The organism is Marinospirillum celere, assembly GCF_900112235.1.
GTDB lineage: Bacteria > Pseudomonadota > Gammaproteobacteria > Pseudomonadales > Halomonadaceae > Marinospirillum > Marinospirillum celere.
Map to the genome: position 1 here is coordinate 447,127 of NZ_FOLH01000001.1, position 12,678 is coordinate 459,804.

Annotated in this window: 12 protein-coding genes; 6 read left to right on the top strand and 6 right to left on the bottom strand. The window is 50.6% G+C overall.

Translation table 11 applies throughout. The features are described 5' to 3' along the window. Nucleotides 1–26 precede the first annotated feature (26 nt). Nucleotides 27–725: a YrbL family protein gene (locus tag BM185_RS02185; RefSeq protein ID WP_177203441.1), complete on the bottom strand. Its 699-nt coding sequence runs from the start codon at nt 723–725 to the stop codon at nt 27–29. 149 nt (nt 726–874) lie between these two features. Here BM185_RS02185 and BM185_RS02190 point away from each other — a divergent pair, with 149 nt between their 5' ends. The 4 genes from BM185_RS02190 to BM185_RS02205 are packed head-to-tail and all read left to right on the top strand — an operon-like array spanning nt 875 to nt 5,101. Next, complete coding sequence (locus BM185_RS02190) at nt 875–1,675, top strand: phosphatase PAP2 family protein (protein ID WP_143089464.1); 801 nt, start codon at nt 875–877, stop codon at nt 1,673–1,675. A 34-nt stretch (nt 1,676–1,709) separates the two neighbouring features. After that, nucleotides 1,710–4,634 (top strand): insulinase family protein, encoded by a 2,925-nt coding sequence (locus BM185_RS02195; protein ID WP_091958579.1) that lies wholly within the window; start codon nt 1,710–1,712, stop codon nt 4,632–4,634. Between the two features lie 10 nt (nt 4,635–4,644). Further along, nucleotides 4,645–4,875 (top strand): DUF4160 domain-containing protein, encoded by a 231-nt coding sequence (locus BM185_RS02200; RefSeq protein ID WP_091958581.1) that lies wholly within the window; start codon nt 4,645–4,647, stop codon nt 4,873–4,875. Beyond that, nucleotides 4,856–5,101 (top strand): DUF2442 domain-containing protein, encoded by a 246-nt coding sequence (locus BM185_RS02205; RefSeq protein WP_091958584.1) that lies wholly within the window; start codon nt 4,856–4,858, stop codon nt 5,099–5,101. Before BM185_RS02200 ends, BM185_RS02205 begins: the two co-directional genes overlap by 20 nt. On the opposite strand, the gene BM185_RS02210 is transcribed toward BM185_RS02205, so the two are convergent. Together BM185_RS02210 and BM185_RS02215 are read right to left on the bottom strand one after the other, a co-directional pair. Then, nucleotides 5,098–6,108, bottom strand: coding sequence for a GGDEF domain-containing protein (locus tag BM185_RS02210; protein ID WP_091958587.1), 1,011 nt, complete (start codon nt 6,106–6,108; stop codon nt 5,098–5,100). The two genes, BM185_RS02205 and BM185_RS02210, sit on opposite strands and share 4 nt — an antisense overlap. Nucleotides 6,109–6,212: 104 nt before the next feature. Then, entirely contained in the window at nt 6,213–7,049 is an 837-nt protein-coding gene (locus tag BM185_RS02215; protein WP_091958590.1) for a substrate-binding domain-containing protein, read from the bottom strand. Nucleotides 7,050–7,173: 124 nt separating this feature from the next. Between BM185_RS02215 and BM185_RS02220 the strand changes: the two genes are divergently transcribed. Then, entirely contained in the window at nt 7,174–9,591 is a 2,418-nt protein-coding gene (locus BM185_RS02220; protein ID WP_091958592.1) for an ATP-binding protein, read from the top strand. 387 nt (nt 9,592–9,978) lie between these two features. Continuing rightward, nucleotides 9,979–11,250 (top strand): serine--tRNA ligase, encoded by a 1,272-nt coding sequence (serS, locus tag BM185_RS02225; protein ID WP_091958595.1) that lies wholly within the window; start codon nt 9,979–9,981, stop codon nt 11,248–11,250. A 73-nt stretch (nt 11,251–11,323) separates the two neighbouring features. On the opposite strand, the gene BM185_RS02230 is transcribed toward serS, so the two are convergent. Genes BM185_RS02230 through rarD form a run of 3 tightly spaced genes read right to left on the bottom strand, consistent with a single transcriptional unit; the run spans nt 11,324 to nt 12,676 of the window. After that, complete coding sequence (locus BM185_RS02230; protein ID WP_091958598.1) at nt 11,324–11,605, bottom strand: type II toxin-antitoxin system RelE/ParE family toxin; 282 nt, start codon at nt 11,603–11,605, stop codon at nt 11,324–11,326. A 3-nt stretch (nt 11,606–11,608) separates the two neighbouring features. Continuing rightward, entirely contained in the window at nt 11,609–11,764 is a 156-nt protein-coding gene (locus BM185_RS14640; protein WP_177203442.1) for a hypothetical protein, read from the bottom strand. 15 nt (nt 11,765–11,779) lie between these two features. Continuing rightward, entirely contained in the window at nt 11,780–12,676 is an 897-nt protein-coding gene (gene rarD / locus BM185_RS02235) for an EamA family transporter RarD (protein WP_091958601.1), read from the bottom strand. Between the last annotated feature and the right edge of the window lie 2 nt (nt 12,677–12,678).

Below are 12,678 nucleotides of genomic sequence, written 5' to 3' on the forward strand. Positions count from 1 at the left end.
GCCTCTGTTGCTTCAACTGGTTTTAATTATTTGTCGTAAGGTGTAAAAAGTGAGCAAACACACTGGAGGTCTGCAGCTTTCCTGATTTCTTTGCTGGTCAGCTGTGCCGTATAGCGCTTACGCTGCTTTTTGATGCCTTCAATTTTCTTATAGCGGTTAATCCACCAGCTTAAGGCGCGAGTTGGTATGATGGTGGAGTCACCTAAACCGTCGACCAGAACAAAGCGTTCAGTACCATCGGTTTTGGTTTCTAGGACGATGTTTCTACCGTGGACATCGCCAGCAACCACGTCGGATCTGAGCAGGCGTTCAAAAAATATTTCCAGCAGAGTAATGCGCTGGATGGTCATAAGCTTGTTGTGAACTAAATCTGTTAATGTAGGTGCCAGGCGCCCTTGAGTGTCAGTAATGGCTTCAACCACAACGCCAAAACCCATGTCGGTATCCTGGAGAGCGGTCATCATGGGTAGGTGCTCAATAAACTGGTCGTTTCTGCAGCTTTTGACAGTGATATACTGCTCAATTTCCCGCATATGGCGGGTTAATTTGTGCCTGCCTTTGAGAGCTTTGATGCGGTTTTTAAGGCCGTAGACCTGCTGAGCAGGCAGTCTGTTTTTCAATACTTTGATCAAGAAGCCGGGCTGGTCAGGGTGTTGATATACCCAGCGTGAAGAACCATTAGCTACAGGTTTTTGCTGAGAAAGAGGTAGGGGTTTCTGGTTCATAGAAGTCTGTGTGACTCTCTGCATATTTAAGTATTAGTTAATCATTGTATTTATTTTAGACTGGTGAGTCAAAAAATCTCGGAATGCCAGGTGCCCAGCCTCTGAGTTAACGTTATAATATCACTTTAGTCCGCGCGGGGAGAAGGGTTTTGCGATTTTTGCTTGTATTGCTTGCTGCTTTAATGACTTTGCCTGTTGGGGTTCATGCTGGTGATGATGATGCCAGTACAACGGGTAATTATTTTGCCAATTTTTATCGTATTCCCATGGGGGCTGCCGGTGAAATTTTCACTTTAGATTCCGATAAGTTGAAGCGCAATGCTTTGGCTTTTGGCACCGTTGCTTTGGTTTATACCCAGGATGAAGAGATTCGTGATTACTGGTTTGACAATATCAAGAGCGATGGGCTGGATGAATGGACTGGAGGATTTTTGTACGACATAGGTTCTCCTAAAGGGGCTTTATGGATTCATGGTGCGACCTCGGTTTCAGCACTGATGTTTGATGATGACTATCTGATGGATACAACCTTTCTATCGCTACAATCGGTTATTATTAGTCAGGTGTTCGCAGAAAGCTCCAAGCGTATTACCGGTCGAGAAAGGCCACGAGATTCGGGGGGTGATTCTAATCTTTGGGGTGAGGGAGGAATGTCATTTTTTTCAGGACATTCTTCAGGCGCTTTTGCTTCCATGACGGTTTTTGCTGAGCGTTATAGGCATCAGCCTTTGGTGTATTGGGGTGCTTATGGTTTGGCAACAGCAACAGCTTTGAGTCGTATTAATGAGGATGCTCATTGGGCTTCGGATACCTTGGCTGGTGCTCTGGTTGGTTATGGGGTGGGTCAATTGACTTTGCGATACAGTCCTTTTGAGTCCACAGGTAATACAGTGTTGCTACCCGTCGTTTCACCTGATGTAATGGGTTTGGCTGTTTTTCATGCGTTCTGATTCTTTCTATTGTCTTGTTTTTTAAAAGGTATTTATGACCTCTACGACACAAAAATCCCACTCCAGTTTCCGTTTTCTCGGCGCTCAGCCGGTTCCTTCTTTGAACCTTGAAGTTCAGGAATTCGAGCATATTCAGACGGGTGCCAAGCACTATCACCTGGCTGCGGACCAGGATGAGAAGGTGTTTCTGGTCGCTTTTCGTACGCTGCCTGAGGATTCGACCGGGGTAGCGCACATGCTGGAGCATACGGCTTTGTGTGGTAGTGAGCAGTATCCGGTGCGTGATCCTTTTTTCATGATGCTGCGCCGTTCCTTGAATACCTTTATGAATGCGCTGACCAGCAGTGATTGGACGGCCTATCCTTTCGCGACTCTGAATGACAAGGATTTTGATAATCTTTTGGGTGTTTATCTGGATGCGGCCTTCTTTTCACGTTTAGACCCGCTGGATTTTGCTCAGGAAGGCCATCGTTTGGACTTTGCTGAAACCGGCAACACCGAATCGGATTTGGTTTATAAGGGCGTGGTCTATAACGAAATGAAAGGGGCGATGAGTTCACCTGTTGCGACTTTATTCCAGACTCTGACCAAGCACCTGTTTCCAACGACCACTTATCATCATAACTCGGGCGGAGACCCTGACTGCATCCCTGATCTGACTTATGAGCAGTTGCTTGATTTTTACAAGAGCCATTATCACCCGTCCAACGCCATTTTTATGACCTTTGGTAACCTGGATGTGGAGACTCTTCAAGGCAAGCTGCATGATCAGGCCCTGCACCGTTTTGAGCAAAACCCGAAAGTCTTCCAGGTTGCTGATGAAAAGCGCTACTTTGCCCCGGTGCGTGTGGAAGAAGCCTATGCTTTGGATCAAGAGGACTTGAGCCAACAGACCCATCATGTGCTGGGCTGGTTGCTGCCGCGTTCAATTAATATTGATGATCTTTTGCAAGCCCATCTGCTGACTCGGGTGCTTTTGGATAATTCCAGTTCTCCTTTGTTGGCGGCATTGGAATCAACCGATTTGGGTACAGGCCCTTCGCCCATGTGCGGGTTGGAAGATTCCAATCGTGAAATGAGCTTTCTTTGTGGTTTGGAAGGCAGTGAGCCGGAAAAGGCGGCTGAGTTTGAGCAACTGATTCTGGAGACGCTGCAGAAGGTGGCTGATGAGGGTGTTGATCAGCGTAGTGTTGAAGCGCAACTGCATCAATTGGAACTGAGTCAGCGGGAAATTACCGGTGATGGCATGCCCTTTGGTTTGCAGTTGATGCTGGGTGGTTTGTCGGCCGCGGTGCATCGCGGTGATTTGGCTGCCTTGTTGAATATTGACCCGGCCTTGGAGCGCCTGCGGGAAGCGGTTAAGAACCCTGATTTTATTCCGGGTTTGATTCGCAAGTGGCTGCTGGATAATCCGCATCGGGTGCGCTTGACTCTGCGCCCTGACAACCAGATTACCAGCCTGCGTGAAGCGGCTGAAGCAGAGCGTTTGGCGGCGATTAAAGCGCAGCTGAATGACGAAGAGAAGGCGGCTATTGTTCAGCAGGCGAAGGCTTTGGATATTCGTCAGCAGCAGGTGGATGACGATGCTCTGTTGCCCAAGGTGACGCTTGAAGATGTGCCCCTGGAACTGCACCTTCCTGAATCTCAGGATTTGGCGGCGGGTTCTTTGTCAACGGCCTGGTATACAGCAGGTACTAATGGCTTGGTTTATGTTCAGGCCTTGCTGGAGCTGCCTCAACTGAATGAAGAAGAACAAGAGTTGCTGCCTCTGTATAGCCACTGTTTGACTGAGCTGGGTTGCGCTGACCGGGATTATAAACAAAACCAGGCGCTGCAAAGCGAGATTACCGGCGGTTTTAGTGCCTCAGTGAATGTTAAGGCCAGCTTGGAAGATCTTCAGCAGGTGAAGGGGTATCTGGTTTTGTCTGGCAAGGCTTTGGCGGTCAAGCAGGATGCTTTACAAGAATTAATGGCTGAGACTCTGGATCAGGCGCGTTTTGATGAGCTGCCCAGGTTGAAGGAAATTGTTGCCCAAAGGGCTTCACGCAAAGCCCAATCGATCACCGGTAAAGGCCATGCTTTGGCAATGCTGGCGGCGGTATCTGAGTTGAGCCCAGCGGGTCATTTTGCGCAGCTCACTAAGGGTTTGAGTTCAATTAAAGCGGCTAAGGCTCTCGATAAGCAGCTGCAGGATGAAACGGCCCTTAAGCAATTGAGTGCAGCCTTACAAGCGTTACATGAGAAGCTTAAGCTGGCACCCAGACACTTTATGCTGGTGGCCGAAGAGGACCAGCAGCAGCCTCTGTTGGGTTCGCTGGAAAAAAGTTGGAGTCAGCTACCGGTAACAACTGATTTTGAGCCCTTCTCTTTACCAGCACGACGTGAAGCCATCAAGCAGGCCTGGTTGACTTCCACTCAGGTGAATTTCTGTGCGCTGGCCTTCCCCAGTGTTAACTCTAGCCATGCTGATGCAGCAGCGCTGACCATTCTGGGTGAATACCTGCGTAATGGTTATTTGCATCGGGCGATCCGTGAGCAGGGGGGTGCCTATGGTGCTGGGGCTGCTCAGGATAATGGTGATGGTGTCTTCCGTTTCTTTTCTTACCGGGACCCGCGTTTGGAGGCCACTCTGGACGACTTTAAAGCATCGGTTGATTGGTTGTTGGCCGAAAAGCCTGATCCTCAGAAGCTGGAAGAGGCGATCTTGGGTGTGGTATCCAGTATCGATAAACCTGGCTCGCCAGCCGGTGATGCGCGTCAAACCTATCATTCCAGCTTGTTTGGCCGCACGCCTGAACAGCGCAAGGCCTATCGTCAGCAGGTATTGAAGGTCAGCTTTGACGACCTCCAGCGGGTTGCGAAAACCTACCTGCTACCTGAAAAAGCCAGCTATGCGGTGGTGACCAACAGTAAAACTGCTGAAAACCTGGATGCCAGCTGGGAGAAGATTGAGGTCTAGGGAGAAGCAAGTGCCAACACTGCTGATATTGAATGGATTCAAATTTTTCTTCTATGCTAACGAGCACCCGCCGCCTCATGTTCATATTATGAAAGGAGGCGGCTGGGCCAAGGTAGAATTATCAGGCCTGCAAGTCGTTTACTCATCATTGAAGCCTCAGGAAGAAAAGGCTATGTTGAAAATTCTTGCTGAGTATAAAAATCAGTTTCTGGAGCAGTGGAATGAATGGCATTGTCGGTAAACGTGTGTATTGGGATGATCGCCACTTACATGTAGAGCTTGAGGACGGTCGTATTATTTCGACGCCTATGAGCTGGTATCCTGAGCTTGAAAAAGCGACTCAAGCTCAGTTACATGACTGGCGACTTATTTGTGATGGTACTGGCCTTGAGTGGGAGGCTTTGGATTATCACCTGAGTATTGAAGCGATGCTTGTAGCTCAGCCCCGCCAGCACCAAGCAGCTTAATGACCGGTTGCCACCCGATAGCTGTCTCTGCCTTCGGTTTTAGCCTGGTAAAGCACTTCATCCGCCTGATGCAGCCACAAGGACCAGTCCTTGTAGCTGCTGTGGGCCTCGGCAATACCGGCGCTGCTGGTTACGGTGAGGCCATCGGCAAATTCACTGGTTCTGATTTGCTCTAATAGCCTTTCTGTGGCTTTTATGGCTTGCTCTCCACCGCAGTGATGGAAAAACACCAGAAATTCTTCCCCGCCGAGTCTGAATAAACGGTCTTCCGGGCGGAGATTATCTCTTATCTTGTCAGCAAAGCCTTGTAGCAGTAGATCTCCTTGATGATGACCGTGGCGGTCATTGACTTCCTTGAAGTGGTCCAAGTCCAGGAGTAGCAAAGTGTAAGGGGTGCCTTTTTGCTTGTGTTCTTCCAATGCCTGGCTGAGCAGGGTTTCCAACTGGCTGCGATTTAAACAGCCAGTCAGGGGGTCGCAGGTTGCCAGGCGAACCAAGTCTTTATGCAGCCGGAGAACCATCGTGGCAAAGTAGCTGACGAGCAGGGTACTGATTGCGAGTGATGAGAGAACGCGCAGGGCTTCATCCAATTCAAACTTATAAGCAACTAGAGGAATAAAAGCCAGCATGAAGGTTAAGGCTGCTTTTTTGGAGGCGTCCGGACGCAGCATGAAGAAGTAGGTGGCAATCACCGGGAAAGCCCAGTAAACCCCTTGGTGAGCATTCAACCAAGTCGAATAGAGAACACAGCAGCTGGCTAGAATAACGTATCCCTGAGCCTGGTAATTGCGCAGTGGCTGATGCCGACCTTGCCAAAGGCTGTGGGCTAGAAGAATAGAAAACACTGCCAGCAGAATACTCAGGGACCGATAGCCCTGATAGTACTGCCAAAAGGTGAGGGGAAGCATCACGCCCAGGGTCCATTGCTGGACATTATAAGTCAGCTGGTTGCGAAAAACTGACAGAGTTTCCTTGGGATTGATAGCGGCTTGTTCTTGTAGATGCATTGCAGGTGCCTTTTACTATGTCCTAAGGCAACTTTAGGCTAAGCAGGCAATTCAAACAAGTGTTTGTCTTGAAGCTTTTGTAGCCTCTGGTAACAACCTGTAGCTTAATCGAAGCCTGCATCCTTCAAGATACGCTGTGCTTGGTCGCTAAATAGGAACTCCCAAAACTCCTGAACGTTATCTTTACTCTGTCCGTGTCGCATCATGGTTGCTGAGTGGGTGATGGAACCATGGTGGTTAGAGGGCATTTTCAGTACTTCCCGCCTTTCATGCAGGCCAGCTTGAACGAGTCGATGGTATTCGATAAAAGCCGCTGGGAAGTCACCGTTTTTGACTTTATCAAACAGGCTTTCACCCAGGCGCACGGGAGTCAGGCGGTTTTCGTACTCTTCAAGCACTTCATTGCGTTCAAGAACTTCTCGGCCTGCACGGTGATAGGGTGAGCTTGCGTGTTGCAGGCCTATGGGGTCGTTACGCAAACTGAGAACGCGAGTACTGCGTACGGTTTCCAGTGGCGCCCAAAGAGCAACCCGGCCAACGGCCAACACTTGTGTGCGTACAGCCCAACCATCTTTGACTCGTGCCATGCCATCAGAAATTTCAGCATCCAGCAGCAGATCAAAGTCGTAGTTGTCGTCCAGTAGGTCTAACAGGTCGTCAGGTGTGCCTTGATGGATGCGAAAGCGCGATTCAGGCCGTTTTTCCTGATAGGTATCTAGCAGGAGGTTGGTGACTGCATAAAGACTGGGAGCAACCATCATGCGAATCAAGTTGGGATCTTCTTCACGCTCATCCATATGACGGCGTTGATCAGGAACAAAACCCTGGAAGTTGGGCTGGCTCATGGGTAGATCTGATTGGCTCATGGAGCTGGCTTGAATGGCTGTTGCAACCAATAGGGTGGCAAAGAGTACAAGGGCTTTTTGGGCTAGTGGCTTCATTGAGTCTTCTTGATTCTGGTGAGCAATGGTTAAATCTTAACCTGTAACTGGGGTGTTTGACTATTATTTGGCTCTTTTGTGTCTGGCCTGTTAATCTCTACGCTTTTTATCGCCAAGGATACTGATGAGAACACCCAAGTCGCTTCCGCTAAGTAAGCTCTACAAAGCCTGCAGAGCGAAGGATTTCAATTTCGAAGATACCCGCCAGATTCCCCCTTTGGATACCTTTATTGGACAGCAGCGGGCTGAAGAAGCCTTACAGTTTGGCACGGCTGTCAATCGCAAAGGTTATAACATTTTTGCGGTGGGCCATGCAGGTCTGGGCAAGCGGACGATGATTCGGCGCTTTCTGGAAAAGCGTGCCGAGCAGATGGAACCCCCGTCTGATTGGTTGTATCTGCATGATTTTGCCAATTCTCGTAAACCCTGGGCGGTGCGCCTGCCTTGTGGGTTGGGTAAAGTTTTTAAAGAAGACTTGCAGGAGCTTTTGCTGGATTTAAAGCAGGCGATCCCTGCTGCTTTTGATAATGAAGGTTTTTTCGAAAGAGCTGAGAAGATCAAGGATCATTTTGCCGACCAGCAAAGCACTGCTTTAAAAGCCTTGTCGCAGGAAGGCGGTGAGCTGGGTCTTAAGCTGATACTGCAAACACCGGGTGGTTATTCTTTTGTTCCTGCGGATGAAGAAGATCAGCCGATGGATGCGGGCGAGTTCGCCAAGTTGGATGATGCCACGCGCAAGGATTTTAGGGAAAAAATAGAGGACATGGAGAAGAAGCTGCGCTTGTCGCTGCGTGCGCTGGCCCAGTTGGAAAAGGAGAGTCGTCAGGAGCAGCTGCGCCTGAATGAAGAGGTGACTGACGATGCCATTCAGGAAGGCTTGCAGGTTCTCAAAGACAAGTATCTTGATTACCCCCGAATTCAGCAGTACCTGGAAGCGCTTTATCAGGATATTCAGGATAACGTCACCATCTTCCTGGAAGACGAAGATGATGAAAGCGAAGCCGTGGCTAGTGTTTCACCGGACAAACGCATTCCCACCCGCTACCAGGTTAATCTTTTGGTCAGCCATGCTGATCGGGAAATGGCGCCGGTTATCGAAGAAGCCTTGCCAACGCACAATAACATTGTCGGTCATGTCGAGAATGTGACCTATCAGGGTACCGTAGCTACGGATTTCTCATTGATTCGTCCGGGTGCTTTGCATCGTGCCAATGGTGGTTTTTTGGTGTTGGATGCTGAACGCCTGCTCAGTCAGCCTTATGCCTGGGAAGGGCTGAAGCTGGCGCTAAGAACCGGTAGCCTGCGTATTGATACCCTGGAGCGCCAATTATCACTTTCGGGCAGTGTGTCTTTGGAACCAGAGCCCATTCCTCTGGATTGTACGGTTGCCCTTTTGGGTGATTATGAATTATTGCATGCCCTGCAAGAACAGGACTCTGAGTTTGTTGAGCTGTTTAAAGTGGTGGCTGAATTTGAAACAGAAATGCCGCGTACTTCGCCCAACCAGAAGCTTTATGCACGCCTGATTGCCAGCATGGCCAGCCGTGAAGCTCTGCTGCCTTTTGCACCCAGTGCGGTGATGCGCATTGTTGAAGAAGCGGCACGCATGGCTGAACATCAAGACAAGCTGTCCCTGAATGCAGCTGATCTTAATCACCTCTTGCGTGAAGCCGATTACATTGCCACTCGGGAGCTGCTACCTAAGGTGGAAGCTGAACACATTCGTGAGGCCCTGGCTTCCCGTCGTCGTCGTGCAGGTCGCTATCCTGAGCATGTTTTGGAATCCATTCGTGATGACTTCATCATGATTTCCACCAGTGGTAACAAGATTGGCCAGGTCAATGGCCTGACTGTGGTGGGTAGCCATGACTTCCTGCATGGTCAGCCCTCAAGAATTACTGCTCGCGTTCACTATGGTCATGGTGAAGTGCTGGATATCGAACGCAGTGTCCATATGGGCGGCTCCATGCACTCCAAGGGCGTGATGATCCTTACGGGCTATCTGTGCGGCCTTTTTGGCGCTGAGGACAGCCTGCCACTGGATGCCAGTATCGTCTTTGAACAATCCTATGGTGGTGTTGATGGTGACTCGGCCTCTTTGGGTGAGTTGATCTGTCTCTTCTCGGCGATGGCCGAAGTACCGGTGGCCCAGAACCTGGCGGTGACGGGTTCGATTAACCAGTTGGGTGAGGTTCAGCCGATCGGTGGTGTGAATGAGAAAATCGAAGGCTTTTTTGAAGTCTGTCAGGCACGTGGCTTGACCGGTGATCAGGGTGTGATCATTCCCAAGCAGAATACGGCTCAGCTGATGCTGCGTGAAGAAGTGCGTGAAGCTGTGGAAGCCGGTCAATTCAATATTTGGGCTGTCAGCCAGGTTGAAGAAGCCATTCAACTGATGCTGGGTATTCCTGCGGGCAAGCTCAGCAGTACAGGAAAATGGCCGAAAAACACCCTTTATGGGAAAATAGCGGCACGACTGGATCGCCTGCGTGAAAAAGACTCCGACAGTAAAGAGTCTGACAAGGCCGGCTCTAGCACTTAGCCAGTAGCTCGGCTCACTTTAGCAAGGCAGTCTGCTTCTCGGCTGACCATTCTATCCTGAATGGACAGCCGCACTGATAGGCATGGACGCCTGAATGCAGCGAGAGCAGGGATAGCGGTAGCTGCCGTCGTCCTGACTCGCTGACGCAGTCAACCTTGCCGTGAGCCTTATAGTTTTCTGCATGGGCAGAGGCGCAAGGTGCTGGTATGCCAGGCTGTCCGCAACAGGACGTTGCGGTCGACCCACATGGAAGTGGGAAGTGCAGAGATTCATCGGGAGTGAATTCTGCCAGAGCTTACAGGGATGTATTCACGCGTCCTGACAACCAGTGCCTTGCGACTCAGAACTCATACCCAGAATTTTTACAATCTCCAAACAGGATTGAACATGTTAGACCCCAAACTACTGAGAACAGAACTGGACCAGGTGGCCGAGCGTCTGGCGACCCGTGGTTTTGAATTGGATAAAGCAGCCTTTGCGGCTCTGGAAGAAAAGCGCAAGGATCTGCAGGTGAAGACGGAGCAGCTTCAGGCCGAGCGTAATAGCCGTTCCAAAAACATTGGCAAGGCCAAGGCTGCCGGTGAAGACATTCAGCCGTTGTTGGATGAGGTGGCCGATCTGGGTGGTCAGTTGGATGCAGCCAAATCTGAGCTGACTCAGTTGCAGGAGGAGTATCAGGCCTTGCTGGCGACCCTGCCCAATTTACCGCATGAGTCGGTGCCTGTGGGTCAGGATGAAGAGCAGAATGTCGAGATTCGCCGTTGGGGTGAGCCGCGTTCGTTTGATTTTGAAGTTCAGGATCATGTCGATCTGGGTGAAAAATCCGGTCTTTTGGATTTTGAAACAGCGGCCAAGCTGACGGGTTCACGCTTTAACCTGATGCGCGGTGGGATTGCCCGTCTGCATCGGGCGCTGGCGCAGTTTATGCTCAATACCCAGGTAGATGAGCATGGTTATGAAGAGTGTAATGTGCCGCTGATCGTCAACGATGACAGCCTGTATGGCACCGGTCAGTTGCCCAAGTTTGCCGAAGATCTGTTCAAGCTGCATGCCGACCATGATTATTATCTGATTCCCACTGCCGAAGTGCCTCTGACCAATATTCTGCGTGATCAGATCGCCAAGGCCGATGAGTTGCCGATTCGACTGACTGCACTGAGTGCCTGCTTTCGTTCAGAGGCGGGTGCCTATGGTAAGGATACCCGTGGGATGATTCGTCAGCACCAGTTTGAAAAGGTGGAGATGGTGCAGCTGGTTCACCCGGAAAAATCCTACGAAGCCCTGGAAGAAATGACCGGCCATGCCGAGGCGATTCTGCAGAAGCTGGAGTTGCCTTATCGCGTACTCAGCCTGTGTACCGGTGATATGGGTTTTGGTGCAGCCAAGACCTATGATCTGGAAGTTTGGATTCCCAGCCAGAACACCTACCGGGAAATCTCTTCAGTGTCCAACTGTGAAGACTTCCAGGCCCGCCGCATGCAGGCCCGTTTTCGTAGCCCGGATGCCAAAAAACCCGAACTGCTGCATACCCTCAATGGCTCTGGCCTAGCCGTGGGCCGCTGCCTGGTCGCGGTGATGGAAAACTACCAGCAACCCGACGGACGCATCCAGGTTCCCGAAGTACTCAAGCCCTATATGGGGGGTGCTGAGTTTATCTGATAGGCTATAAGAAAGGCCTCGGTTTGTTCTGAGGCCTCTTCTCTGGGGGCTTAGTCATGCTGAATCTTGATGCTTACATCAGCGGCGGCCATAGCTTAGCCGTGTGCACTATAGCAAGAATCCAAATTTTGCCACTGTGGATTTCATAGACAAGGCGGTAACTGGGATGGGGGTAGAGCTCACGTGTATCCTTTATAAGTCCCGGTACACCTGATTCAGGGAACTGTTTTAAAACACTTACAGAGCGGCTAAATCGGCTATCCATGTCTTCGGCTGCCTGTGGGTTTATTTCACTGAGATAGTTCCATATCTGCAGTCGATCTTCTTTGGCAGTATCCGTCCATAGAATTTCCATAGCTTATGCAGTTTTTTTGGTGGCCTTGTTCCGCTTGGCAACAAACTCAGCTTCTACATCATCATGGCTGCTGGCTTTGCCTTGAGCAGCCTGCATGCGTGCTTTGTCAACTTTGGCTTGCAGGTAAGCGGTATATGAAGCTTCTGTAGATTTTTGCATCTCTACCTCTCTTCTCTAAACTTTACTCCTTGAGTTTAAGGCTTGCTTGTTGTTTTTTCTAGCCCTCCAAATGCCCCACATAAATAAAACCATGGCGATCCAGATGAGGATAAAGGTCACCAGCCTTTGCGGTGGGTAGCTTTCGCCGAGTATCCAGACAGCGGTGATAAATTGCATGATGGGGTTGATGTACATGATAAAGCCGACAATAGAGAGGTCGAGCCTGCGGGTGGCGGCGGCAAAGAGTAGCAAGGGCGAAGCGGTCATCAGGCCGGAAGCAACCAGCAGCCAGGAGAGCTTGAGGTCATTGCTGAAGACGACTGGGTAATCAGCTATCTGCATCCAGGCCAACCAGCCCAGAGCAAAGGGCAGCATCCAGAGGGTTTCGATGGTCAAACCATGAAGGGAGTCCACCGGCTGGCGCTTGCGAACTAGACCATAAAAACCCACAGTCAGGGCCAGGAACAAGGGAATCCAGGGCAGTTGCCCCAGGCTGATGAGTTCCCAGGCGATGGCAATAGCTGCCAAAAAGCCTGCGGCGAGTTGCAGGGGGTGCTGTTTCTCTTTGAGCAGCAGCCAACCCATTAGCAGGCTGACCAGGGGGGAGATAAAATACCCCAGGCTGGCTTCCAGCACTCGTTGTTGGCCGACAGCCCAAATAAATACCAGCCAGTTGGAGCTGATCAACAAGCCCGAAAGGGCCAGCCAGCCCAAGGCACGCGGCTGAACTAGCAGTTGTTTGAAGCGTTTGGCCTGACCCAGGACGAGAAGAGCGCCCAGAGTGAAGACCAGAGCCCAGACCACTCGGTGAGCTAGGATTTCAGTTGGCAGCACAGCATTAAGCTGGTGAAAGAAGAGCGGGAAGAACCCCCAAATCATGTAAGCTGCAATGGCAAGTGCCAGACCCTGCATGC

Coding starts and splice junctions, on each gene's coding strand:
- rarD (WP_091958601.1), bottom strand. CDS start 12,676: ATGCAGGGTCTGGCACTTGCCATTGCAGCTTACATGATTTGGGGGTTC.
- BM185_RS02220 (WP_091958592.1), top strand. CDS start 7,174: ATGAGAACACCCAAGTCGCTTCCGCTAAGTAAGCTCTACAAAGCCTGC.
- BM185_RS02230 (WP_091958598.1), bottom strand. CDS start 11,605: ATGGAAATTCTATGGACGGATACTGCCAAAGAAGATCGACTGCAGATA.
- serS (WP_091958595.1), top strand. CDS start 9,979: ATGTTAGACCCCAAACTACTGAGAACAGAACTGGACCAGGTGGCCGAG.
- BM185_RS02215 (WP_091958590.1), bottom strand. CDS start 7,049: ATGAAGCCACTAGCCCAAAAAGCCCTTGTACTCTTTGCCACCCTATTG.
- BM185_RS14640 (WP_177203442.1), bottom strand. CDS start 11,764: ATGCAAAAATCTACAGAAGCTTCATATACCGCTTACCTGCAAGCCAAA.
- BM185_RS02185 (WP_177203441.1), bottom strand. CDS start 725: ATGAACCAGAAACCCCTACCTCTTTCTCAGCAAAAACCTGTAGCTAAT.
- BM185_RS02210 (WP_091958587.1), bottom strand. CDS start 6,108: ATGCATCTACAAGAACAAGCCGCTATCAATCCCAAGGAAACTCTGTCA.
- BM185_RS02195 (WP_091958579.1), top strand. CDS start 1,710: ATGACCTCTACGACACAAAAATCCCACTCCAGTTTCCGTTTTCTCGGC.
- BM185_RS02205 (WP_091958584.1), top strand. CDS start 4,856: ATGAATGGCATTGTCGGTAAACGTGTGTATTGGGATGATCGCCACTTA.